Origin of the sequence: Sphingomonas sp. Leaf32 (assembly GCF_001421765.1) — a bacterium.
Taxonomy (GTDB): Bacteria; Pseudomonadota; Alphaproteobacteria; order Sphingomonadales; family Sphingomonadaceae; genus Sphingomonas.
Genome location: NZ_LMLA01000010.1, coordinates 95,819 through 120,162, shown reverse-complemented (window position 1 = coordinate 120,162; position 24,344 = coordinate 95,819). Strand labels below are relative to the sequence as shown.

The following is a 24,344-nucleotide window of genomic DNA, read 5'->3' as shown; positions in this document are numbered from 1 at the left end:
CGACAAAGTGGCCAGCTCCCACCGATAGAGCCAGCCCCTACCGCTCGCGCGCAGCCTCGCGGATGCCCGTGTCCATCGGGTCGAACAGATAGCGGATGATCCGCCGCTCGCCGATGCGCACGTCCGCCGTCGCCGACAGCCCCGGGGTCAGCGGCACGCGGCGGCCATCAGCCTCGATGGTGCGCCGGTCGAGCGCGATCCGCGCGACATAATAAGGCGGCGTCTTTTCATCCTGCACCGCGTCGCGGCTGATCGTCAGGATGCGACCCGGCACCGTGCCGAACCGGGTGAAGGGGAATGCCTCCAGCTTCACCGACACCGGCTGCCCGGCGCGGACGAAGCCCGCATCGCGGTTCATCACCCGCGCCTCCATCACCAGCGCATCGTCGGGAACCACGACCATCAGCGGCCGGACCGGTTCGACGACGCCGCCGATGGTGTGCACCGCCAATTGCTGCACCGTGCCGTCAACCGGCGAGCGGAGCTGCTGCATCCGGCTGCGGTCGCGTGCCTTGGTCAACTCCTCGCGGCGCATCATCGCCTCGGCCTGCGCACGGGCAAGGTCGCTCAGCGCGCTTTGCCGCGCCGCTTCGCGCGACTGGGCGAATTGCTGGGCATAGCGGCGCGCCTCCGAATTGCCGCGCGTGACCTGCGCCGCCGCGACATCGCGGCTGCCCGCTTCGCTCCGCCGCTGGCGCTGTACTTCGAGCAGGCGAAGGCCCGACGCATAGCCCTTGTCGGCCAGTGTGGTGATCGCGGCCAGATGCTTGTCCATCAGCGGCCGGTTGGCGTCATAGGTCCGCACCTGATCGCGCGCCGCCGCGGCGTCGGACAGCGCGGCCGAACGTGCCGCCGCCAGCCCTGCGCCTTCCGCCCGAATGCTCGCCAGTTGCGCCGCTACCAGCCGGCGCTGCGTGTCCGCCACATCGGCGGGCGTGCCGGCCGGTGCCACGAAATGCCCCGCCCCGCCGCTCAGGCCATCGACGATCGCGGTACCCCGCGCCACGTCGATTTCCGCGGCGAGCAGCGCGCGTGCCGCCTGCGATTCCTCGGCACCCGAAACGGTCGAATCGAGATCGACGAGCACCTGCCCCGCCTTCACCCGGTCACCGTCCCGCACCCGGATGCTGCGGACGATGCCGGCGGTCGCGGCCTGGACCAGCTTCACGCTGCCGACCGGGGCGATCTTGCCATCGGCGGTCGCGACGACATCGACCTGTCCCAGCACCAGCCATGCCGAGGTCGCGGCGAGGCAGCCGAGCATCAACCACGCGGTACGGCGACCGGTCGGCGACACCGGCCGTTCGATGACCTCCAGCGCGGCGGGCAGGAAGCGCGGTTCGAGGCTCTCCTTGCGGTCACGGGCCTCGGCACGATCGTCGGCCAGCGCGCGGCGGAACAGGTTCCAATGGTAAGCTACGGCACTCATGCGGCAATTCCGTGCAGGACGCCCATCTGGCGTCGGTGAAGATCGGCGTAGCGTCCGCCCAGTTTCAGCAGTTCGTCATGGTCGCCCGCCTCGACCAGCCGCCCACGTTCCATCGCGACGATCGTGTCGCACTGGCGGATCGCCGACAGGCGGTGGGCGATGATGATGACGGTGCGGCCCTCGGCCATGGCGCGCAGGTTCGCCTGGACGATCTCCTCGCTCTCCGCGTCCAGCGCGCTGGTCGCTTCATCGAAGATCAGGATGCGCGGTCGGGTGACGAGCGCACGGGCGATGGCGAGGCGCTGGCGCTGGCCGCCCGACAGATTGGCGCCGCGTTCTTCGATCATCGTGTCATAGCCCTGCGGCAGGCGCGTGATGAAGTCGTGCGCCCCGGCCAGCGTCGCCGCCTCCACCACCTGTTCCAGCGGCAGCGCGGGGTTGGCGAGCGCGATATTCTCACGCACCGACCGGTTGAAGAGCATATTCTCCTGCAACACCACGCCGATCTGCCGCCGCAGCCACGCCGGGTCGATCTGGCTGATGTCGATCCCGTCGATCAGCACGCGGCCGGCGGCGGGGACATAGAAACGCTGGAGCAGCTTGGTCAGCGTCGACTTGCCCGATCCCGACGATCCGACGATGCCGAGCGTCGATCCGGCGGGGATGGTCAGGTCGACATCCTCCAGCGTCCATGGGCCGTCATCGGCATAGCGGAAGCGGATCGATTCGAACTTCACGTCGCCGCGAATGGCGTGCGGCGCGCTCTGGCTGCCCGATCCGGGTTCGACGCGGTGGTTGAGTACATCGCCCAGCCGCTGCACCGCCAGGCGTACCTGCTGAAACTCCTGCCACAGCTGCGCCATGCGGATCACCGGGCCGGACACGCGCTGCGCGAACATGTTGAACGCGACGAGGCCGCCGATGGTCAGATCGTGGGCGATCACCGCCTGCGCCCCGAAATACAGGATCGCGGCCATGTTGAGCTTGGACACGAGTTGGATCGCCTGCGACCCCGAATTGCCGAGGTTGATGACCCGCTGGTTCGCCCCGGCATAGCCCGCGAGCTGGCGTTCCCAGCGATCCTGCCATTGCGGCTCGACTGCCGCGGCCTTCACTGTCTGGATTCCGCCGATGGTTTCGACCAGCAGCGCGTTGTTGGCGGCACCACGTTCGAACTTGTCGGCGACGCGGGCGCGCAAGGGGCCGGTCACCAGCAGCGCGATCACGAAGTAAGCGGGAATGGTCAGCACCGCGACCGCGAACAGCTTGAGCGAATACATCGCCATCGCGGCCAGAAAGACGAGGGTGAAGATCGGGTCGATCAGCACGGTCAGCGACGCGCTGGTCAGGAATTCGCGGATCGTTTCGATCTGGCGGACGCGGGTGGCGGTATCGCCCACCCGGCGCTGTTCGAAATAGCTGAGCGGCAGGCGCAGCAGGTGGCGGAACAGCCGCGCGCCCAGTTCGACGTCGATCTTCTGGCTGGTTTCCGAATATAGGCTGGTGCGCAGCCAGCCGAACGCGGTTTCCCACAGCGACACCGCGACGAAGCCCACGACCAGCACGGTCAGCGTCGACATGGTTTCGTGCACCAGCACCTTATCGACGACATTCTGGAAGAACAGCGGCGCGGCAAGACCGAGCAGGTTCAGCGCCAGCGTGATGAGCAGCACCTCGCCGATCAGTCGGCGATAGCGCACGACCTGCGGAATGAACCACGAAAAGTCGAAGTCGCGCATGGCGAGGCGCGCGCTTTCGCGGGTAGTGACCAGCACCAGCTCGCCCGACCACATCAGTTCGAAATCGGTGCGGCTGACCTTCGTCACCGGCAGGCCCGGGCGCTGCACCAGCACCGCGTCGTCGCTGACCTGCCCGATCAGGAACCAGCCATCAACGCCGTCGGCCAGCGCGGGCAGCGGCAGTCGGGCCAGATCGGCAAAGGTCGCGCGGCGCTTCTTGGCGCGCACCCCGTCGATATTGCCGGTCAGGCGGATCAGGTCGTCGGCCGACAGGGTGTGGAAATGCCCCATCTCATGGCGCAGCTGCGCCGGATCGACCGCGATGCCGTGGATTTCCAGCAGCGCCGCCAGCGCGACCAGCCCGCTGTCGTTGCGGATCGTCTGGTGGATCATGCCACCACCCCGCCCATCGTCGTCCAGCCGATCGCGACCCCGCGATGCCCACCCCGATATTGCACGCACATACCCTTTCGCAGCGGCCCGCCGCTGCATTGCCATGGTGCAGCGCAGCGTGTCGGCGGACCGGGATGGGACATGCTTAACGACGAATGCCTAAGATTCCCTTGCGGTCGTCGTCACACGACCGACACGAAGCCAAGCATTTTCATACCGTTAGCGTTACGAAACGACACCGCCCCGCATCGGTCGTCCGATGCGGGGCGGCTGGGCGCGCTGCGGTGATCCGGGCGATCAACCGAGCATGTAGACGCTGCTCGCCTGGGGCGAGGCGACCAGCCGGCTGGGATCGACTCCGGCCAGCGTCACCGTCTCCCCGCTGCCGAAGCGCATCACGGTATTGCCCTCTGACAGGGTAATGGTCGGCTGGCCGCCCTTGGTCAGCGCGCTCAGGTCGAGCAGATCGGACCCGGCACCGAAATCGGTGATCGTCGCGCTGGCGCCGCGCTGGATCACGAAACGGTCCTTGCCGAGGCCACCGGTCAGGATCGTCGTGCCGCCGCCATCGGCCAGCAGCACTTCGTCGGCCAGCGTGCCGGCGATCTTGCCCGATCCGTTGTCGAACAGGAACGCCTGATACCCCGGCAGTGCGCGAACCCCCGACAGGTCGTGGCCGCCCGCCGAGAAGCGCTCGGTCATCGTCGCGCCATTGGCCATCTGCGTCGTGCGGTCGGTCACCACACCGTTCCGGTACGAGGCGGTGATCGTGTCGCCCGCCGGCGACTGGACGATGCTCTTGACCAGCAGTTGCGAGCCGGGATCGAAGTAGAGCGAGGTCTTGGCACCGTTGGTGGCGGCCGTCACCTGGCTCTGGCGACGGTCGGCGGCATCGAACCATTCGCTGGTCCGGGTACCGTCGCCTGCCACCGTGAAGCCGACGATACGGGTGCCGTCGGCGCGGGTCTGGCCGCCGGCCACGATCCGCTTGGCAGTGTCATATTGCTGCCATTCGGTGACGAGGTTCGTGCCCGCGCCGGTGTAGGTGAAGTTCCGGCCACTGCCGTCGGCATTTTCGATGAAGCGCCGGCTGACCGCCCCGCTCGCCACGTCGTAGCGCAGCGTTTCCCAGTTGTTGTTCGCATCGGTCGTCGCCTTGGTCGTCAAACGACCCTGCGTGTCGAAACTCTCGACGATGCGGCTGCCGTTGGTCAGGTCGTTGGTAACGCGCGTCTCGACCTTTCCGGCCTTGTACACCGACTGCACCTTGGCGGTCGCCGTTTCGGCCAGAGTATCGACGATTCCGCCCGATTTCGCATCGAACCGTGTGGTGAGCCTGTCACCATTCGCCGCGATCGACGCGCTCAGCGTCTTGCGCCCGGCCGTGTCGTGATAGGTCAGCACGCTGCTGCCATCGGCGGCGTTGGCCTCGGTATAGTCGAGGCTGCCATCGGTATGCAGCCGGGTGACGGCCACGACCTTGCCCGCCGTGTCGACGACCTGCGTCTCGGTGACATAGCTCTTGCCGGTGATGCCATAGACGGTGACCTCGCCGCTATGGTCGGCCCGCTCGACATAGCGGCGCGACGGCTTGCCCGCCGCGTCGTAGATCAGCGTGGTCCAGGTGTTGGCCGAATCGACGGTCACCGCGCTGATCCGCTTGCCATCGGCAGCGAAGGTGTCGATCTGCCGCGTTCCCGCGACGACCACTTCGTTCACCTTGCGTCCGTCGGCGAACAGCGTCTTCTGCGCGGTCATCACGCCATCGGCGAAGGTGGCGTCGATCAGGTCGCCTGCGGCCGTCTGCGTCAGCTTCTGTGCCAGCGTCTGGGTATCGGGGGTGAAGGTCATCGACACCCGCGTCCCGTCGGCATGGATGTTGACCTGGTTGAGCTTCAGCCCGATCGCATCGAAGTTGCTGATCTCTCGCGCGCCATCGGCATCGTTACGTTCGTGATAGTCGAGCGTCCCGTCGGCATGGAGGCGGAACACCTCGACCACCTTGCCCTTGGCATCGGTGATCTGCCGCTGCGTCGTGTAGGATTTGCCGGTGATGCCATAGGTCACGTTCTCGCCGGTGCCATCGGCATTCTGGACGAAACCGCGCGTTGCATTGCCGGTCGCCACGTCGAACTGGGTCGTCGTCCAGGTCTTGGTCGCGCTGACCGTCACTTCGGTCGTCTTGCGCCCCTGCGTGTCGTAGCTGACGGTATCGCGGCTGCCGTCGCCGTGGACCGTCAGCTGCTGCGTCACGACGCCACCGGTATAGGTGGTGGTCATCGTGTCGCCACCCGCCTGCACGATCGACTGCACGAGCTTGGCTGTTATGGCGTCCCAAGTGCGGGTCGTACGGCTGCCATCGGCCCCGATGACGATCTCGCTCAGCTTGTTGCCGGTCGTGCCATAGGTCGTGGTCGTCTTGGCACCGTCCAGCGCCACTACCTCGCTCGATACCAGGCTACCATCGGCGCGGGCGCGCTCGACCAGCGTCACCACGCCCTTGGCATTGGTGACCTGCCGCATCGTCACATAGGGCTGACCGGTAATGCCGTAGCTGACATTCTCGCCGCTGCCATCGGCGTTCTGCACGAACTTGCGGGTCAGCTTGCCCGTTGCCGCGTCGAACTGCTGCGTGATCCACGTCTTGTCGGCGGTCACCTCGACATCGCTCGTCTTGCGGCCCTGCGCGTCATAGGTGATCGTATCGCGGCTGCCATTGGCGCGGACGGTCAGCAGCTGGGTGACCACGCCGCCGGTATAGGCGGTGGTGATCGTATCGCCACCCGCCTGCACGATCGACTGGGCCAGCTTACCGGTGGCCCCGTCCCAGGTGCGGGTCGTGCGGCTGCCATCGGCAGCGGCGACGATCTCGCTCAGCTTGTTGCCGGTCGTGCCATAGGTCGTCGTGGTCTTGGCGCCATCGGCCGCCACCGCCTCGCTCGACACCAGCGTCCCGTCGGCGCGGGCACGTTCGACCAGCGTCACAGCGCCCTTGGCGTTGGTGACCTGCCGCATCGTCACATAAGGCTGTCCGGTGATGCCGTAGCTGACATTCTCGCCGCTGCCGTCGGGGTTCTGCACGAACCTGCGGGTCAGTTTACCACTGGCCGCGTCATATTGCAGCGTCGTCCAGACATTGGTCGTGCTGACCGCGACGTCGCTCGTCTTGCGACCCTGCGCGTCGTAGGTGATCGTGTCGCGGCTGCCATCGGCACGGACGGTCAGCAACTGGGTGACCACGCCACCGGTATAGGTGGTGGTGACCGTGTCGCCGCCGGACTGCACGATCGACTGGGCCAGCTTGCCCGACGTCGCGTCATAGGTCAGCGTGGTGCGCCGGCCATCGGCGGCGGCGATCACTTCGGTCAGTTTCTTGCCGGTCGTGCCATAGGTCGTGGCGGTCTTCGTGCCATCCGCGGCGACCGCGTCGCTCGATACCAGCGTTCCGTCGGCGCGGGCGCGCTCGACCAGCGTTACCGCGCCCTTGGCGTTGGTCACTTGCCGCAGCGTGACATAGGGCTGGCCGGTGACGCCGTAGGTCACGTTTTCGCCGCTGCCATCCGCTCTCTGCACGAACTTGCGCGTCGGCTTGCCCGTGGCGACGTCGAACTGCTGGGTGATCCACGTCTGGTCGGCGGTCACCTCGACGTCGCTCGTCTTGCGACCCTGCGCGTCATAGGTGATCGTGTCGCGGCTGCCATCGGCGCGGTTGAGCGTGTAGACCGACAGGACGCCGCTCTTGTAGGTCGATACCGCGACATCGCCCGCCGCCGATTTCTCGACCAGCTCGGCGACCTTGCCGGTGGCGACGTCATAGCTCGTCGTCACGGTGCGCCCGTTGCCGGCCGCAATGACCTGCAACAGCTTGCCATCGGTATAGAGCTGGTCGGTCACGTCGCCGGCGGCGGTAACCGTACGCGTATGTTTCAGCACGCCGCCTTCGAACGCGAAGTCGGTGGTCGAGGTCAACTTGCCCGCGGCATCGAACGACCGTTCCTCGCGCCAGTTCGGGCCGGTTTCGGTCACCTTGAAGCTGACGCCGCCACCGGCGACCTTGCCCAGCAGCGCGCCGTAATTCTTGACGACGAAATCCTTGGTCGCATCCGATGCGAGCTGGATCACCTTGCCATCGGTCAGCGTGACCGACTTCAGGCCGCTCGACCGCGCGAGCGTGTCGATCTGCGCGGCGAACTGCGCGGCGGTCATCGTCAGGTCGGGCGCGCTGACCGGCGGCAGGTCGGCGACCGGTCCGGCGGCACCGACCTCGACGATCAGCGGACGGTCGCCGACCGCCAGCTGGATCGACGATACGTTGGTGTACACCGCGATCGGCTTGGTCCCGCCCAGCGGATCATAGACATAGACCGTCTTCTGCACGCCGCCCAGGTCGACGGTGATCGTCTTCGCCTCGGTCGTGTTCTCCTTGTCGAGCGCGTCGTTCCACACCTTCACGTCGCGCCAGACGACCAAGTCCCACGCACCGCTCGCCTTGGCCAGCACCATCGAATGCCCGTCGCTAGGCAGGCCGCCCAGCGTGTAGCTGGCCTTGCTCGCATCGGTGCCGGTCCCGGCATCGACATAGCCCAGGATCGTGGTCAGGTTGTGGACTGCGGTCGCCGCCAGTTTCGGTGTGCCATCGGCATTGAACAGGCCGAAATGCTTTTCCTTCTCCGCGCCATTGGGCTGAAGATTGCTGTCGAGCAGTTCGTACAGATAGGTCTGCTGCGCCCCGTTTTCGAACGCCAGCAGCATGGCGTTCAGCGTCAGCTTCGCCTGCGCCGCCTGGTTGACGCCCAGGTCGGGATTGCTGGCGAGCGTCGTGTAGCCGGTCTCGGTGATGACCACCGGATCGCCGGTCGAGGTCCGCTTGGCCCGGGCCAGCGACGCTTCCATCACCTTGTCCGCCTGCTGCCCGGTCGCGGTATAGGCATGGGCGTTGGCGAAGTCCGAATATTTGCCCAGATCGCCCAGCGCCGCCGCGTCGGCGTCGCTCTCCATGCCCAACGACATGTTGATGACCGGGATGCCCGCCAGGCCGGCGTTCGACTTCACCGCTCCATAAAGCGCCTTCTGGAAGGCACCGGCGGCGGCGAGCGACGACGATCCGTTATAGCTGAACGCCTGGATATTGGCCTCGTTCAACCCTTCGATCGCGATCACGCTGCCCTTGTAGGTCGCGGCGAAGGTTTCGATCGCCTTGATCTGCGCCACTAGCGCCGCATCGCCCCGCGCCGGCAGCGAAGAGCTGATGACGAAATCGAACTTCACCCCCGCCGCGCCCATGGCGTTCGTCACGGCACTGGCCGTACCCATGATCGCCAGGTCGTCACGGACGCGTTTGATGCCGAGATAGGCAAGGCTGTTGTTGACGATGCTGGCGTTGCCGTAACCGGCATTGCCGGCATGGGTGTTGACCCCGAGCGTCGATAGGAAGGCGGTTGCGGTTGCGAAGCTGGGCACGGAACGGGCTCTCCGGGTGAGGTTACATCCTCCGGAATAGCGGCCTAATCTGCACAGCGACTTACGGCGGTCGGTTAACCGGCCATTATGCAAAAATCCGTTGATTTCCGCCGCGTAGCGAGTGATCGACGCGAAACCGCCGGTCGTTTTACTATCGTATCGAAATACGGTCGGAAAAATATCGAACCGGCTCGCCTTCCCATGCCGCAATGCAGCACGACATTGCCTTTTTCACCATTCGGCCTAGAACGCGGAAAAACGGCGTGACGTTCGGCCGTTGCGGTGGGACATGCTATCCCTGACGCGCGAGCGCAATGCGGGGGTTCGCCCGCCAAACCGGGTAACTGCGATGGCTACGACGATTGACTCCCCCCTGCTTCCCGCAGCCACGCCCGGCACCACCCGGCGCCGCTGGTTTCGCACTGTCGATCATCATGCGCACGCCGATCGCGAAACGAGCCCATTGGCGCTACAACTCCTTGTGCTTGCCTTTTCCCTTTACGGCATTCGCGATGCGTTCACCGGGCCCGTCCGCTTCTTCGCCGCACAGTTCAAGCTGCAGGCCGTCTGGTTCATTCCCGATGCCATGTCGTTCGTCGCGACGGGTTTCTTCATCTGGTCATTCGTTTTCCGGCGGCAATCGGCATGGGCGGTTCTCTTCACGCTCAACATCTTCACCGCGCTGATCCTGGGATGGATCTTCATGTCCGCCCCGCCGCCCGCCGTGTTCTCGGCGATCAAGATGATGGTGCCGATCTTCCTCGGCTTCGCCTTTGCCGGCCACTCGCTCAACGAGGTTCGCGCCGGGCGGCATCTCTTTCTGGCACTCTCGATCCTGTCGACGATCGGCCTGATGCTGTCTCCGTATATCGATTACCCCTGGACGGGCATGACCGTGGAGACTTTCGGCCAGACCAAAGCGGTCGGTCGGGTTTGGTGGGCAGGCGGTGCCGTACGGTACGGCGGTTTCGCCGGTGACAGTACGATGGCCGCCTATATGGCGCTGTTCCCGTTCGCACTGGTCGCGAAACATTATAATCAAAAGCTCATATTGGCGTTGATGATTCCGATCGCCTACGCGCTGTACATCTCGACCAACAAGACTGCGATGGGTGTTGCCGGCCTGTTCTTCGCGTACCATGTCGCATTCCAGTTCACGTCTCTTCGAGATCGCGGGCTGAACATTCAGCAGCTGCTGGCAAAATGGTCTTTCGCGCTGGTGATGGTCCCGTTTGCGCTGATGATATTGCTCAGCGGCGTCAATCTCGCCGAAATCGATCCGATGCTGTTCAGTATGCAGGACCGGATCAACAATACATGGGTATTTCCATTCACCTATATGGCGGACGTATTTCCGATCGGCCTGATTGCCGGTTGCGGATTGGGCTGCTTCGTCTATCCGATGGATTATACCACGCTGGGCTATCTTCGCGTCCCGGTCGACAATTTCTACGTTTCCACCTATATCATGCTCGGCTTTCCGTTCATCATCTTCGTGGTCGGTGCATGGCTTGGCGTGCAGAAGACCAAACAGTACGACAAATTGCTGCTGATCTTCATGATAAATGTCTATGCGGTGACGGTGCAGTGTTACGGGCCGTCGACCACGACGATCTTCGTCGGTTACTGCATCAGCGACATGTTCCTGACCAGCACGCGCCGTTGGCGCCGGCGGAAACGGGCGGCACTGCCGGAGTAACCATGCCGAGCTTGCTCGACACTGCGCAGGGGCAGGGCAAAGGATGCGTGCCGTAATACTTCTTCAGATCCTTTTGCATTCGCGCTGCCGGCGAATGTTTCCCAGCCATGGCGCTGTCGGCGGTCGCTCTGTCGACGATACCGCACGGGCATCGTCGCGGGCATTCGCGCCTGCATTTCCGTGGAGCGTCGCGTGGTGACCGATCGGCACCGCATCAAATTCGTCATGGCGACGCGGCACGAATATGGCGTGCATCTGCAACGGCGGTTCGATCCGCTGGTGACCGGGGTCGGGCCGATCGAGGCGGCGGTCGGCACCGCCGCCATGCTGGCCACAGCAGCGGAGCGGGGTGCGCTGCCCGATCTGGTCGTATCGATCGGTTCGGCAGGGTCGCGGACGTTGCCGCTGGGGTCGATATGGCAGGTGGCGAGCGTGTCGTGGCGCGACATGGATGCGTCGCGCATCGGCTTTGCCAGGGGCGTAACGCCTTTCGCCGATTTCGGCGCGGAACTGGCGCTGGAGACGCCGCTCGACTGGCCGACCGCGCGGCTGTCGACCGGGGCGGACATCGTCGGCGGCGATGCCTATGCCGGCATCGATGCCGACATGGTCGATATGGAAACCTATGCCGTCGTGCGCGCCTGCCAGCGCTTCGGCGTGCCCGTCATGGGCCTGCGCGGTATTTCCGACGGGCCGGGCGAGCTGGAAGCGCTGGGCGGATGGACCGCGATGCTGGGCGTGCTGGACGAACGGCTGGCGGAGGTGGTCGACCGGCTGGGATAGGCGTCACGCCCGGTCGAGGAACACCACGCCCGGAACCGCGATGCGCGCGGGGGTAGCGCGCAGGCGGCCGTCATAGCCGAGATCGAAGACCGCGACTTCGCCGCTGCGTTCGTTAGCGACCAGCAACTGCCCGCTATCCTCCAGCAGCAGGAAGAAGCGCGGCCAGTCGCCACCGCACGGGATATGCTGGTCGAGGGTCGCGGTCCCGTCTTCGGCAAGGTCGAACACGGCGATGCTGTTATGCCCGCGGTTCGAGGCATAGAGGCGGCGGCCGGCGCTATCGATCGTGATATGGGCGCCATAGGAGGTCCCCTGCCAGTCGGGCGGGAGCAGCGAGGTCGTGGCGCGCGCCGTCAGCGTGCCGTCGAACTGCGCGTCGAGCGTGGTCAGCGTGTTGGCGAACTCGGTAACGACATAGGCGACCGGCAGCGTCGGATGATAGGCGAGGTGGCGCGGACCGGAGCCTGCGGGTGCGCGCCACGCGACGGCAGGCTCGCTGATCTCGCCGCTCGACAGCGCATAGGCGAAGACCGCATCGGCGCCGAGATCGACCGCATGAAGGAAGCGATTGTCGGGTGTGAAGCCGACCCAGTGGGCGTGCGGCCCCGCCTGACGATCGGCGCGCGGCCCGGTGCCCTTGTGCTGGCGGATGATCGGGGCTTGCGGCATCCCGGCGGCGAGGGGATAAAGTGCCACGGTGCCCGACGAATAATTCGCGACCGCCAGCAGCGCGCCATTCGGAGCGATCGCGATATGGCAGGGATCGTCCCCGCCGCTCGGCAGATCAGCCAGGATCTTGCCGTCGCGGTTCGTGGCGACCATCCGGCCCGCTGCTGTTTCGCGGACGAAATACCGCATGTCTCCCCGCGACACGCCGAACGAGGCGTCCTTGAGCGCCGGATCGGCAGTGCCCACGCTCCAGCCACGACCACGGGCAGGCAGGCGATAGACGCCCGCCCCGCCCTTTCCGGCATAGGTGCCGGCAATCAGCGCCTGCCGCCACCCCTGCGCCCGGACGGGCAGTGCGGACAAGGTGGCGGTGGCGGCCATGCCGGCCAGAACGGAGCGTCGCGTGGTCATGGACCCGCTATGCTCCGCTCGGGCGTGCGGCGCAATCAGGCGGCGGCGAACACACCGCAGGCGATGCGACCGCCCGAATTGCCCGATGGGTCGGTCTTATAGTCATCGGCCTGCGCGTGGATCACGAACGCCGATCCGTCGGCGTCGAGCAGCCCGTCCATCGTCCCGGCGGGCAGCATGATCGTGACCGACCCGGTGCCGTCGGCGCCGATGGTCAGGTTGGGTGCATCACCAGCGTGCGGGCCGGCCGGGTTGCTGGTGCCGTGCTGCTTGGCGGTCGGATTCCAGTGGCCGCCGGCCGTGGTGAAGTCGGGCGCGTCGCAACGGCCGGTGGTGTGGACATGCGCCCCGTGCATTCCGGCGGGCATACCACGCGCGTCGATCCGGATCTGGATGCCGCCGGCCATTTCGGTCGCGGTGACGGTGCCGACATCGGCCCCGGTGGCGGTGCGCAGCGGCGCGGTGGCGGTGCGCATCGTCTTGTCACCGGCCATGCCGGCCCCGGTGGTGGCGCAGCCGGCGAGGGTTGTAGCGGCAATGGCGGTGAGGAGGGTGGTACGCAGCATGATCTAATTCCCCTTCGATACAGATGCGGAATGTTTCGTGGCCCGGCGCGGTTCCGTCAGGGCGTCATCGGCCCGGCGAGCAGCAGCGGGTCGATCCGCGCATCGTGCCATTTCATGCCCCAATGGAGGTGTGGGCCAGTCGCGCGTCCGGTCGCGCCGATCGCGCCGACCACCTGCCCCTGCCGCACCCGGTCGCCCGGCTTCACGTCGATCCGCGACAGATGCAGGAACGCGCTGTTCAACCCCATGCCGTGGTCGATCATCAACAGATTGCCCTCCAGCGTGAAGGGCGCGGCCGCCGCGAGGATGACGACGCCATCGGCGGGCGCGGCTACCGGCGTGCCGGTCGGCCGCGCTACGTCGACGCCGGAATGATAAGCGCCGGGTGCGCCGGCATAGACGCGCTGCGATCCGAACCGGCCGGAGAGGCGGCCCTTTACCGGCCAGACGAAGCGCTGCCGCCAACCTTCCGCATCGCTCGATACCGCGCGCGCGGCATTGATCTGCGCCAGTTCGGGGGCGCGACGGCGCTGGAACTCGGCGGAGGGCTGCGACACGCGCGGGAGCGTCGGCAGGCGCTCGATCGCCCAGGCGCGGGGGGCGATGGCGAGCGGGCGGACGATCCGTTGGCCATCGGGCAGCGTCGCGATGAGCGTGGCGGCCGGACCGGCGTCACGGTCGAACGCGATCAGGAACCGGCCGTCGGCGGCGACATCGACCGGCTGTCCGTCCAATTGCAGCGTCGCGCCCGGTGCCACGCTGCCGGTCAGCGCCGCCCCCTGCCCCGGTGTACCGTCGAGCAGGATCGCCGCAGGCGCCGCCGCGATCAGGGCGGCGGCGGCGATCACTGGGGCGCCAGCGCCTTGGTCGACGCTTCGGCATCGACATAGGCTTCCTGCCGCGCGGCGTTCCAGTAGCGCAGTTCCTCGAGCGGGATGCGTGCGCCGGTGACTGCGCAGGTCACGAAATCGCCATCGGCCAGCACCCGGAAATTGTTGGTAAGGTAATGGAGCTTGGCGGGGCGGCTTTCGGGCTTCAGCATGGTCGTGTCCGGGTCAGAGCAGGGTGGGTTGGGTCGGTTCGACATAGGCGCGGCCCCCGGCCCGCTCAACCTTTGCATCCAGCACGCCGTCGCGGAAGTGGAGTTGCAGCGCGCCGGCCGCGCGGGCGTCGGCGGCGGTGGCGACCGTCTTGCCGTTCGTCTTCGCGACAACGCGGACATAGCCTTTTTGCAGCAGATTGTCCGGGTTCACCTGTTCCAGCATCCGTGCGGTGCCGTCGAAACGGGCGCGAGCCTGCGCCAGCCGCTGGGTCAGCATCGCGGGCCTGAGCGCATGGCCGTGGCGGTCGAGGTTGCGCCGCGCCGTGGCGACGCGCCGTTCGAGCGCCAGCGACAGGCGGCCGGCGACATCGTCCAGCCGCTGCCGCTGCGGTCCCAGCAGGGCGTCGCGGCGCGGCATCACGCGCACCAGCGCCGCCAGCTGCTCCCGGCCCCGGTCGTGATAGCGCCGCACGCAACGCTGGGTGCGCAGCGACAGGCTGGCGATGGTGTGGGCAAGGTCGGCGCGGACCGGCACGGCCAGTTCGGCGGCGGCGGTCGGGGTGGGTGCGCGCAGGTCGGCGGCGTGATCGCACAGGGTCGTGTCGGTCTCGTGGCCCACGGCGGAGATGACCGGGATCGGCGAGGCGGCGACCGCGCGGACCACGACTTCCTCGTTGAAGCACCACAAATCCTCGATCGACCCGCCGCCGCGTGCGACGATCAGGAGGTCGGGACGACGCACTGGCCCGTCCTCCGGCAGCGCGCCGAACCCCCGCACCGCCGCCGCGATCTCCGCCGCCGCACCCTCGCCCTGCACCTTCACCGGCCACACCAGCACATGGGTCGGGCAGCGATCCTCCAGCCGGTGGAGGATGTCGCGGATCACCGCGCCGGTGGGCGAGGTCACGATGCCGATGGTGCGCGGTAGATACGGCAACGGCCGTTTCTTCCCCGCGTCGAACAGCCCCTCGCCCGCCAGCTTCCCCTTGAGCTTTTCGAGCAGCGCCATCAGCGCGCCCTCGCCCGCCAGTTCCAGATGGTCGATCACGATCTGGTAACGCGAGCGGCCGGGATAGGTGGTGAGCTTACCCGTAGCGATCACCTCGACGCCGTCCTGCGGGGTGAAGGCCAGCCGCCCCGCCGATCCGCGCCACATCACCCCGTCGATCAATGCGGCATCGTCCTTCAGCGCCAGATAGACATGGCCCGACGACGCGCGCTTGTAGCCCGAGATTTCACCGCGCAGGCGGACGCGGCCGAACTCCCCCTCGACCATGCGCTTCAGCCGCCCGGCCAGTTCGCTGACGCTTTCCGGCGCGGCGTTGTCGTTCGCGCGCGGCTCGGCTACGAGCCGGCTCGACATAAAATCGGGGAAACGATCGTCCATGAATGTCCTGTTGATCGGATCGGGTGGGCGCGAACATGCGCTGGCGTGGAAGTTGGCGCGCTCGCCGCTTCTCGATACGCTTTATGCCGCGCCCGGCAACCCCGGCATCGCGAACTGCGCGACGCTGGTGCCGCTGGACGTGACCGATCACGCCGCGGTGGTGCGCTTCTGCGTCGAACGGACCGTGAAGCTGGTGGTGGTCGGGCCGGAAGCGCCGCTGGTAGCGGGGCTGGCCGACGACCTGCGGGCCGCCGGAATTGCGACGTTCGGGCCATCGGCGGCGGCCGCGCAGCTCGAAGGATCGAAGGGCTATACCAAGGACCTGTGTCGCGAGGCGGATATTCCGACCGCCGGCTATGTCCGGGTGACGTCGCTGGACGAAGGCGTCGCCGCGCTGTCGCCGTTTTCACTGCCGGTCGTCATCAAGGCGGACGGCCTTGCCGCGGGCAAGGGCGTGACGGTGGCGATGGACCGCGCCGAGGCCGAGGGCGCGCTCGCCGCGATCTTCGAACAGCCCGGCGGCGAGGCGGTGATCGAGGAGTTTCTGGCCGGCGAGGAGGCCAGCCTGTTCGTGCTGACCGATGGCGTGTCGCTGCTGCCGTTCGGATCGGCGCAGGACCACAAGCGGGTCGGCGATGGCGATACGGGTCCGAACACCGGCGGCATGGGTGCCTATTCCCCTGCCCCGGTGCTGACCCCCGCGCTGGAACGCCAAGCGATCGAGACGATCGTCGCCCCGACCGTGCGGGCGATGGCGGCGCGCGGCACGCCCTATTCGGGCGTGCTCTATGCCGGGCTGATGCTGACGACACGCGGGCCGAAGCTGATCGAATATAATGCGCGGTTCGGCGATCCGGAGGCGCAGGTGCTGATGGCGCGGCTGGACAGCGATCTGCTGCCGGTGCTGCTCGCGGTGGCGCAGGGGACGCTGGCGCAAGTCGAACCGCCGGTGTTCAGCGACGACACCGCGCTGACGGTGGTGATGGCCGCACCCGGCTATCCGGGCACGCCGGAGACGGGGCGTCCCATCGGCGGGATCGACGCGGCGGAGGCGACCGGCGCGACCGTGTTTCATGCCGGAACCCGATTTGGCGAGACGGGCGTTGTGACCGCCGGTGGCCGCGTGCTGGCCGTGACCGGGCGCGGAGCCGATGTGACCGCCGCGCAGGGTGCGGCGTACCGCGCGGTCGATGCGCTCGACTTCCCGGGCTTCTGCCGCCGCGACATCGGCTGGCGCGAAGTCGCGCGCGAAGCGGCGATGAAGGATGGATAACGATGGATAGCGGCACCACTCCCCTGCAATCGCCCGGTTTCCTGGGCGCGCTGACGACGGTTCATTTCGCCATCATCGCCGTGCTGGCGGTGCTGACCCTCATCGGGATCGCCTACGGCATGAAACTGGCGCGGGCGCGGCGTCAGGGCGTCCGCGATCTGGAGGATGCCGGGCATCTGACACGCGGCGATGCGCCGGTCGACGAGGCGGACATGGCGTCGTCGCAGGGGGAAGCGGCCAGCGTGTCCGCGCCGGTCGAGCGGGCGGCGGAACCCGCCGCGCCCGTGACGACGGCCGCGCCGGCGGAACAAGCCCTGGAAACGGCCGCAACACCTGCCCCTGCCCCCGTCGTCGTCGCAACTCCCGCCACGCCGGTCGCACCGGTTTCGGGCGACACCGACCTGACCCGCCTGAAGGGGCTGGGGCCGAAGGTGGCGGCGATGCTGGTCGAACAGGGCATTCCCGACATCGCGACGCTGGCAAAGCTCGACCCCGACCGCGCCGACGCCGTCGCCGGGCAACTGGGCATGTTCGCCCCACGCATGACGAAGGACCGCTGGGTCGAACAGGCGCAATTTCTGGCGGCAGGCAACATCGCCGGGTTCGAGGCCAGGTTCGGAAAACTGTAGGACAGGCAGCAAAGTCGCCGACAGGACGCATCCGCAGCTGGCAACCTTCCCCCATCCTGACTAGCGTCGTAGAAATCTCAGGGGGAAGCATATCATGACCATCGTCAGGCATCTGTCGATCGCACTCGCCGCCGCCCTATCGGTCGCGCCGGCATGGGCCGAGCCGGGACCCAGCGTACCGCTGGTAGTATCGCCCGCGCGATCCACGACGATGGTCATCTGGCTGCCGAAGCAGGTGCGCGGCGTGGTCCTGTTCTCGACCGGCCATGGGTCGTGGCCCGAGCGCTATGACGCGGTCGCGACGGCATGGCGGGACGCGGGGTTCGCCGTGCTGGCGCCGGTGCATGTCGATTCGATGCACTATCCCGACCGCGCGAAGTTCACGATGCAGGCGAGCTTCATGGAACGCATCGCCGATCAGCGCGCCGCGATCGCCTATGCCGCGCGGACATGGCCGGGCAAGCCGGTGGTCGCGGCGGGGCACAGTTTCGGCACGTTGATTGCGCTGTGCCTGGGCGGCGGACTGGCCCAGATCGCGCCGTTCCGCGAACCGGCGGTGAAGGCGGTGCTGGGATTTTCGTCGCCGGGCAAGATTCCCGGCCTGATCGGCGACGGCGCCTATGCCACCGATGCGTTGCCGATGATGGTCGTGACCGGCGATGCGGATGTCGTGCCGGGCTTTGTCAGCGATTGGCACGACCACCTCTTCCCGGTGCAGAGCGCACCGGCGGGCGACAAGTTCGCGCTGTCCTATCGCGGCGGCAGCCATGAGCTGATCGGCAAAGCCGACGCCCCCGGCCATGCAGACGCGATCGCGCAAAGCGTGCTGTTCCTCAAGGCCTATGGCCTGGGCGACACCGCCGCGCGCAAAAAGCTGGCAAAGGCGGCCGACACGCCGCAGGCGACGTGGCTGCGCCGGTGATTCCGGCGTGGCTCACCGGCCGATCGGCCCTTAGACTCTGACCCATCTGCCTGGAAACGTCGCCCCAGCGAAGGCTGGGATGACACCTGCGTCAAACGAGGTGGATCAGACCCTAATCGACCGCCTGCACCAGCAGCTTGTCGATCTTGCGGCCGTCCATGTCGACGATCTCGAAGCGCCAACGCTGTTCGGTGAAATACTCGCCCTCGGTCGGCAGATGCTTCAAAATGGCGAGCGCCAGGCCGGCGACGGTCGCATAGTCGCGGTCCTCGGGCAGGTCGATGCCGATGCGTTCGGCAAGCTGGTCGGCCGGGGTCTGGCCCGACACCAGCAGCGACCCGTCCTCGCGACGGATGATGTGCGGCGAATCGCCTTCCTCAGCATCCGATGCGAAGTCGCCGGCGATCGCGCGCAGCAGGTCGGCGGGGGTCACGATCCCTTCGAAATGGCCATATTCGTCATGGACGAGGCCGACCGGAACGGCGGCGCGACGGATCGCTTGCAACGCGTCCATGGCGTCGACCTGATCCGGCAGCACCGGCGCTTCGTGGAGCAGTGTGCGCAGGTCCAGCGGCTCGCCCCGGCACATCGCCGCCACGATGTCGCGCGCCTGCACGACGCCGATCACCGCGTCGACCGATCCTTCGGCGACCGGCAGGCGAGTGTGCGGCGTAGTCGCCATCGCCGCGCGGATGCCGGCTTCGTCGAGCGTGACGTCGAGCCATTCGACCTCGGTCCGCGGCGTCATCACCTCGCGCACCGGACGGTCGGCCAAGCGAACGACGCCGGAGATGATCGAGCGCTCATGCTCCTCGATCACGCCCGACTTGCTGGCTTCGGCGACCAGCAGGTGCAGCTCCTCCGCCGTCACCCGGTTTTCGGATTCGCGGTTCATCCGCAGCAGTTTGAAGATCAGGCTGGAGGTGGTGTCGAGCAACCACACGAACGGCGCGGTGATCCGCGACAGCCACAGCATCGGCACCGCGACCAGCACCGCGATCGGCTCCGGACTGCGCAGCGCGAACTGCTTGGGCACCAGCTCGCCGATCACCAGACTGGCGAAGGTCGTGACGCCGATAACCACGCCGAAGCCGACATTGGCCGCCAGCGATTCGGGCAGGCCCAGCAGCACCATCCGTTCGCCGACCGGCCCGCCCAGGCTCGACCCCGAATAGGCGCCCGACAGAATGCCGATCAGGGTGATGCCGATCTGGACGGTCGACAGGAACTTGCCGGGATCCTCGGCCAGCCGCATCGCGGTCTGCGCGCCCTTGCCCCCCGCTTTCGCCAGCCCTTCCAGCCGTGCCTTGCGCGCTGAGACGATGGCGAGTTCGGACATGGCGAACACGCCGTTCAACGCCACCAGCGCGAGGATGATGACGACGTCGAACCAGGGGAAGGGTGAGAGAGGTTCCATTGAACTGGCCCACCCATGCCGCAATGCCGCCCCGCGCACAACCGGCGAGTCGTCTGCCATCGGTCGATTCCTGCGCCGGGTCGGTCAGGCACCGTTCAAAACGGATGCGGAACAAGTGGCCCGTTGCCCGGTTTTTCCGGGCAAGACATGCAATCGGATACGTTGGAGGACTTCACATGGCGAATGGCTCGAAATTCTGGATCGCGGGTGCGCTGTCGGCGGCGCTGCTGACCGGCGGGTGCGTGACCGATCCCGAAACCGGCGAGCGCAGCATCTCGCGTGCGGCGATCGGCGGCATCGGCGGCGCGGTCGGCGGCTATCTGCTGGGCGATCTGGTCGGTGGCCGGCGCGACCGGACCGAGAAGATCCTGGGTGCCGGCATCGGCGGCCTCGCTGGCGCAGGGATCGGCGCGTATATGGACAAGCAGGAACGCGACCTGCGCGCGCGCACCGCCGGCACCGATGTCGAAGTGACGCGGCGCGGCGACGATCTCGTGCTGAACATGCCGGCCGGCATCACCTTCGCCTATGACAGCGCCAATGTGCAGCCGCAGTTCCGCTCGACGCTGGATCAGGTCGCCGACGTGCTGCGCGACTATAACCAGACCTACATCGACGTGTACGGCCACACCGATTCGACCGGATCGGACGCGTATAACCAGACGCTGTCGGAGCGGCGCGCCGGATCGGTCGCGACCTATCTGTCCTCGCGCGGGGTGCAGTCGGCACGCATCGGCACGCGCGGTTTCGGCGAGACCCAGCCGATCGCATCGAACGAAACCGAGGAAGGCCGCGCCGAAAACCGCCGCGTCGAGATCAAGATCGTGCCGATCGAGCAGGACCAGTTGCGGTAAGGCCCATCACCCACCAGCGTACCCCCGCGCAGGCGGGGGTCCAGGGTTACGGAGCATGACGCCTGTGGCCCTGGATCCCCGCCTTCGCGGGGATACGGAGCGCTCCAGCGCTACGGGACAAATCACCGCCCGCGCGGCGGCGCCTCGTCGCTGCGCAGCGTCAGCACTTCCACACCGGTCGCGGTGACCGCCACGGTATGTTCGAACTGGGCCGACAGCTTGCCGTCGGCGGTGACGACGGTCCATTCGTCGCCACCGCTAACCACCTTGCGCGATCCCTGGTTGACCATGGGTTCGATGGTGAAGGTCATCCCCTCGTGCAGCACCGCGCCGGTGCCGGGCCGACCGAAATTGAGGACCGAGGGTTCCTCGTGCATCTCGCGACCGATGCCGTGGCCGCAATATTCGCGCACGACCGAATAGCCCTGTTTCTTCGCATGACGCTCGATCGCCGCACCTATGTCGCCCAGCCGCGCGCCGGGGCGGACCTGTCCGATGCCAGCCCACATCGCGCCTTGCGCCGCCTGTACCAGCCGCCGCGCCTGCGGCGTGACCGTACCGACCATGTAGGTCTTGGACGAATCGGCGATGAAGCTGTTCTTTTCCAGCGTGATGTCGAGGTTCACGATGTCCCCGCCCTGCACGATCGCCGCCGCATCGGGCACGCCGTGGCACACGACGTCGTTGATCGAGCTGTTGAGGACATAGGCGAAGCCATATTGTCCCTTGCTCGCCGGGCGCGCCGCGCAATCGTCGACGATGAAGCGTTCGACCAGATCGTTGATCGCCAGGGTCGACATGCCGGCCAGCGCCTGGCGATCGAGCATTTCGAACACCGAGGCGAGCAGCCGGCCCGATTCGCGCATCAGGTCCAGTTCGGCAGGCGATTTTACCATGTCAGGCAGCGATCGCATCGACCGCGCGGACCTGTGCAGCGGCCAGCCGGGTGCGGATGATGTCGTTGAACGACAGGTCGGGATTGGCCTCCGCGATCATGCCGATCGTCATCCAGAATTCGGCCTGTGCATTGATCGAGCGGCACAGCACCCCGCTCGCCCGGCGCACTTCCTCGTGCAATGCATCGTCGATCTTCACGATACCCATGACGTTTCCTTCTATATACAAACCATATATGATTCGTATATCGTGCCGTCAAACATCGCGCCGGCTGGCGAAGAAGCCGCGCAGCAGGGTCGCCGATTCGGCTTCGGCGATGCCGGGATAAATATCAGGGCGATGGTGGCAGGTCGGCTGGGTAAAGAAGCGTGGACCATGTTCGACCGCCCCGCCCTTCGGATCGGACGCTCCATAATAGAGCCGCGCGATGCGGGCATGGGCGATGGCACCGGCGCACATCGCGCACGGTTCCAGCGTCACCCACAGGTCGCAATCCTCCAACCGGTCGCGGCCCAGCGCCTTCGCCGCCGCACGAATCGCAAGGATTTCGGCATGGGCAGTCGGATCGGCCAGCGCGCGCGGCGCATTGGCGGCGGTCGCGATCACCCGTCCGGCGCGCACCACGACCGCGCCCACCGGCACCTCGCCCGAATCGGCGGCGGCACGGGCGGCGGCAAGCGCGTGGCGCATCGGGGCGGCATCGAACATGCCCATCCCATGCCAGCGCCGTGCCGCCGCAGCCAGCCTTCACTGCCCGGCGGGGCGTTCGACCTTGATCGCCGGCACCTCGACCGATCTGTTGACGGTGCCGACCTCCACCTTGCCGACCTCGACGTCGAACTTGGGCGCCTGCCCGCCCTCGACCTTTACCTGCGGCAGGGCAGCGCGCTGCGTCTGGTCGATATTGATGAAATTGAACGCCATCAGCCCGGCGACGATCAGAACGACCACGCCCAGCAGCCCAAGAAATCCGCGCATCCACCGTCTCCCGATCTTGTCATCATCCGAATCGTTGCCGTAACAACGCAGCCGTGGCGGCGCAGGTTGCACGGCCACCCTTGCGGTTGACGCGGACGCCGTTCGACGCTATCCGCGCCGTCTTTCCGGGGCATGTGTCCCGACACAGAATCAGGATCAACGATCATGTCGCGCATCTGCGAGCTGACCGGCAAGGGCCGGCAGGTGGGTCACAATGTTTCCCACGCCAACAATAAGACCAAGCGCACGTTCCTGCCGAACCTGCAGAACGTCACGCTGATGTCGGAAGCGCTGGAGCGCTCGATCCGCCTGCGCGTGTCGACCCACGGCCTGCGTTCGGTCGAGCATGTCGGCGGCCTCGACAACTGGCTGCTGAAGACCAGCGACGACGACCTGTCGCTGCGCGCCCGCCGCCTGAAGCGCGACGTGAAGAAGAAGGCCGTCGCGGCAGCCGCCGCAGCGTAAGCCTCTTCGCGACGAAGGATTCGAAACCCCGGACGGCCCGCCCGCCGTCCGGGGTTTTCGTGTGCATGGTGGATGGGGTCATCGAACCCGTGACGGGTGGGGCAGGATTGTCCGGTGCAGGAAGTTGGTGGTCGACACCCCTTCGTAGCCACGACTGTCACCCCAGCGCAGGCTGGGGTCTTTCCGTGGCGGGTGCTGCGTGCTGCAACCGACAGACCCCAGCCTGCGCTGGGGTGACGCTGTTTGGCTGTGAAGTGCCGATCGAGGGGAACGTCGCCGCCCCTACAACTCCAGCCGGAACTTCAGCAGCAGCGAGCGTTGCCAGAAGGCCTGGTTGTCGTCGGACGCGATCCACAGCACGTCGCGACCGCCTTCGCGGGTCAGGGCCAGCGCTTCGAAATTGTCGTGGATCACATCGCCCTCGAACGCGGCGATGGTGCGGCCGGTGACGATCGCGCCCGGCCGGATCGCACCGGCATCGATCAGTTGCAGCCGCGCGGTAAACAACTGCGGCAGCCCGAACCGGCGGACCAGCACCAGCACCCGGCCATCGGACAATGCGACCGCATCGGTCACCGCGAACTGGGGCGGCGCGACATAGCGGAAGCGATGCCACGGCACCGCCGGGTCGATCGGATCGCCGTTCAGGCGAATCGCCGCAAACCCCTTCAGCCCGCGCTTCGCATTCGCTTCGCTGAACACGACCACGCTGCCGTCGGGCATCGTCGCCACCGCCTCCGGCCCGCTGTTCGCCGACCATTTGCGCATCGCGCGCGGCGCGCGCCAGCCGATCACGCGGCGCAGGTCGTGATCGTAGCGCCACAGCGCATTGGCGCGTTCGAACCCTACCAGCACGTCGCCGCCGGGCAGCACCGCCATCGATTCGCTGTCGCGGTCGCGCTTTTCCCAGCCGGTGCCGGGGCCGCCCGGCAATTCGCGCGTGGTCGCATCGTGCACCTGCCAGTCGGGTCCCATGGCGAAGCGGACGATGCCGCCGCCATCGGACAGCAGGGTGAAGCGCCTGCCGTCCACGCGCATCGATGAAAAGCCGCCGAACACCGGATCGGGATTGCGCAACTCGACGCCGCCAAGATAGGTCAGCGCGCCCAGCCGTCGCCGGGCCGGATCGCCCGGAAAAAGATCGACCGGCGTCGTAGTGACCACCGCCCCCCCCGGCCGCAGCAGCGGCAGCCGCTCCGCGCCCGACCAGCCGGGCACCATCAGCAGAACCGCGAGGATCACGAACAGGATACGCATCGCGATCGGCTCTACGGGGGTGCCGCCGCCACGGCAATGTCGCCGGCCCATTGCATCCGTCGCATGACTGGGCG

General features: G+C 67.0%; 21 protein-coding genes. 7 read left to right on the top strand and 14 right to left on the bottom strand.

What is annotated here, in order from left to right; genetic code table 11:
• Window positions 1–37 precede the first annotated feature (37 nt).
• The 3 genes from ASE83_RS14380 to ASE83_RS14370 form a co-directional block, all read right to left on the bottom strand.
• Window positions 38–1,429, bottom strand: a complete 1,392-nt coding sequence (locus tag ASE83_RS14380; RefSeq protein ID WP_055791583.1) for an HlyD family type I secretion periplasmic adaptor subunit — start codon at window positions 1,427–1,429, stop codon at window positions 38–40.
• Window positions 1,426–3,561, bottom strand: a complete 2,136-nt coding sequence (locus ASE83_RS14375; RefSeq protein WP_055791579.1) for a type I secretion system permease/ATPase — start codon at window positions 3,559–3,561, stop codon at window positions 1,426–1,428. Before ASE83_RS14375 ends, ASE83_RS14380 begins: the two co-directional genes overlap by 4 nt.
• 297 nt (window positions 3,562–3,858) lie before the next feature.
• Window positions 3,859–9,021, bottom strand: a complete 5,163-nt coding sequence (locus ASE83_RS14370) for a hypothetical protein (protein ID WP_055791576.1) — start codon at window positions 9,019–9,021, stop codon at window positions 3,859–3,861.
• A 289-nt stretch (window positions 9,022–9,310) separates the two neighbouring features.
• Here ASE83_RS14370 and ASE83_RS14365 point away from each other — a divergent pair, with 289 nt between their 5' ends.
• A complete protein-coding gene (locus ASE83_RS14365; protein WP_156353195.1) occupies window positions 9,311–10,720 on the top strand; it encodes a hypothetical protein in 1,410 nt (469 codons plus the stop codon).
• A 195-nt stretch (window positions 10,721–10,915) separates the two neighbouring features.
• A complete protein-coding gene (locus ASE83_RS14360) occupies window positions 10,916–11,503 on the top strand; it encodes a 5'-methylthioadenosine/S-adenosylhomocysteine nucleosidase (protein WP_443024322.1) in 588 nt (195 codons plus the stop codon).
• A gap of 3 nt (window positions 11,504–11,506) precedes the next feature.
• On the opposite strand, the gene ASE83_RS14355 is transcribed toward ASE83_RS14360, so the two are convergent.
• The 5 genes from ASE83_RS14355 to xseA are packed head-to-tail and all read right to left on the bottom strand — an operon-like array spanning window position 11,507 to window position 15,578.
• On the bottom strand, window positions 11,507–12,583 hold the full coding sequence (locus ASE83_RS14355) for a lactonase family protein (RefSeq protein WP_055791570.1): 1,077 nt from the start codon (window positions 12,581–12,583) through the stop codon (window positions 11,507–11,509).
• 35 nt (window positions 12,584–12,618) lie between these two features.
• Window positions 12,619–13,149: a superoxide dismutase family protein gene (locus tag ASE83_RS14350; protein WP_055791566.1), complete on the bottom strand. Its 531-nt coding sequence runs from the start codon at window positions 13,147–13,149 to the stop codon at window positions 12,619–12,621.
• A 56-nt stretch (window positions 13,150–13,205) separates the two neighbouring features.
• The gene (locus ASE83_RS14345; protein ID WP_055791565.1) at window positions 13,206–13,997 is read right to left on the bottom strand and encodes a M23 family metallopeptidase; all 792 of its coding nucleotides are present in this window, start codon (window positions 13,995–13,997) and stop codon (window positions 13,206–13,208) included.
• Window positions 13,994–14,191: a DUF2093 domain-containing protein gene (locus ASE83_RS14340; protein ID WP_055791562.1), complete on the bottom strand. Its 198-nt coding sequence runs from the start codon at window positions 14,189–14,191 to the stop codon at window positions 13,994–13,996. Before ASE83_RS14340 ends, ASE83_RS14345 begins: the two co-directional genes overlap by 4 nt.
• Before the next feature lie 13 nt (window positions 14,192–14,204).
• Complete coding sequence (gene xseA, locus ASE83_RS14335; RefSeq protein WP_055791559.1) at window positions 14,205–15,578, bottom strand: exodeoxyribonuclease VII large subunit; 1,374 nt, start codon at window positions 15,576–15,578, stop codon at window positions 14,205–14,207.
• On the opposite strand from xseA, the gene purD reads away from it, so the two are divergent.
• From purD to ASE83_RS14320, 3 genes are all read left to right on the top strand, one after another.
• Window positions 15,577–16,851 carry a phosphoribosylamine--glycine ligase gene (gene purD, locus ASE83_RS14330; RefSeq protein WP_055791555.1) on the top strand — a complete coding sequence of 425 codons (1,275 nt, stop codon included), beginning with the start codon at window positions 15,577–15,579 and terminating at the stop codon, window positions 16,849–16,851. The genes xseA and purD overlap by 2 nt on opposite strands.
• A 2-nt stretch (window positions 16,852–16,853) precedes the next feature.
• On the top strand, window positions 16,854–17,480 hold the full coding sequence (locus tag ASE83_RS14325) for a helix-hairpin-helix domain-containing protein (RefSeq protein WP_055791550.1): 627 nt from the start codon (window positions 16,854–16,856) through the stop codon (window positions 17,478–17,480).
• Window positions 17,481–17,574: 94 nt separating this feature from the next.
• Window positions 17,575–18,402 (top strand): alpha/beta hydrolase family protein, encoded by an 828-nt coding sequence (locus ASE83_RS14320; protein ID WP_055791546.1) that lies wholly within the window; start codon window positions 17,575–17,577, stop codon window positions 18,400–18,402.
• A gap of 112 nt (window positions 18,403–18,514) precedes the next feature.
• Here ASE83_RS14320 and ASE83_RS14315 read toward each other — a convergent pair whose 3' ends face one another.
• On the bottom strand, window positions 18,515–19,819 hold the full coding sequence (locus ASE83_RS14315; protein WP_055791542.1) for a hemolysin family protein: 1,305 nt from the start codon (window positions 19,817–19,819) through the stop codon (window positions 18,515–18,517).
• A 176-nt stretch (window positions 19,820–19,995) separates the two neighbouring features.
• On the opposite strand from ASE83_RS14315, the gene ASE83_RS14310 reads away from it, so the two are divergent.
• Entirely contained in the window at window positions 19,996–20,673 is a 678-nt protein-coding gene (locus ASE83_RS14310; RefSeq protein WP_055791540.1) for an OmpA family protein, read from the top strand.
• A 122-nt stretch (window positions 20,674–20,795) separates the two neighbouring features.
• Here the strand turns inward: ASE83_RS14310 and map are convergent, their stop codons facing one another.
• Genes map through ASE83_RS14290 form a run of 4 tightly spaced genes read right to left on the bottom strand, consistent with a single transcriptional unit; the run spans window position 20,796 to window position 22,548 of the window.
• The gene (gene map, locus ASE83_RS14305) at window positions 20,796–21,569 is read right to left on the bottom strand and encodes a type I methionyl aminopeptidase (RefSeq protein ID WP_055791538.1); all 774 of its coding nucleotides are present in this window, start codon (window positions 21,567–21,569) and stop codon (window positions 20,796–20,798) included.
• Between the two features lies 1 nt (window position 21,570).
• The gene (locus ASE83_RS14300) at window positions 21,571–21,777 is read right to left on the bottom strand and encodes a ParD-like family protein (protein WP_055791535.1); all 207 of its coding nucleotides are present in this window, start codon (window positions 21,775–21,777) and stop codon (window positions 21,571–21,573) included.
• A gap of 48 nt (window positions 21,778–21,825) precedes the next feature.
• Window positions 21,826–22,260 carry a nucleoside deaminase gene (locus tag ASE83_RS14295; protein WP_055791870.1) on the bottom strand — a complete coding sequence of 145 codons (435 nt, stop codon included), beginning with the start codon at window positions 22,258–22,260 and terminating at the stop codon, window positions 21,826–21,828.
• Window positions 22,261–22,317: 57 nt separating this feature from the next.
• Window positions 22,318–22,548 carry a hypothetical protein gene (locus tag ASE83_RS14290; RefSeq protein WP_055791532.1) on the bottom strand — a complete coding sequence of 77 codons (231 nt, stop codon included), beginning with the start codon at window positions 22,546–22,548 and terminating at the stop codon, window positions 22,318–22,320.
• A 165-nt stretch (window positions 22,549–22,713) separates the two neighbouring features.
• Here ASE83_RS14290 and rpmB point away from each other — a divergent pair, with 165 nt between their 5' ends.
• Window positions 22,714–23,013: a 50S ribosomal protein L28 gene (gene rpmB, locus ASE83_RS14285; protein ID WP_055791529.1), complete on the top strand. Its 300-nt coding sequence runs from the start codon at window positions 22,714–22,716 to the stop codon at window positions 23,011–23,013.
• Between the two features lie 282 nt (window positions 23,014–23,295).
• Here rpmB and ASE83_RS14280 read toward each other — a convergent pair whose 3' ends face one another.
• Window positions 23,296–24,270 carry an esterase-like activity of phytase family protein gene (locus tag ASE83_RS14280; protein WP_055791527.1) on the bottom strand — a complete coding sequence of 325 codons (975 nt, stop codon included), beginning with the start codon at window positions 24,268–24,270 and terminating at the stop codon, window positions 23,296–23,298.
• Window positions 24,271–24,344 lie beyond the last annotated feature (74 nt).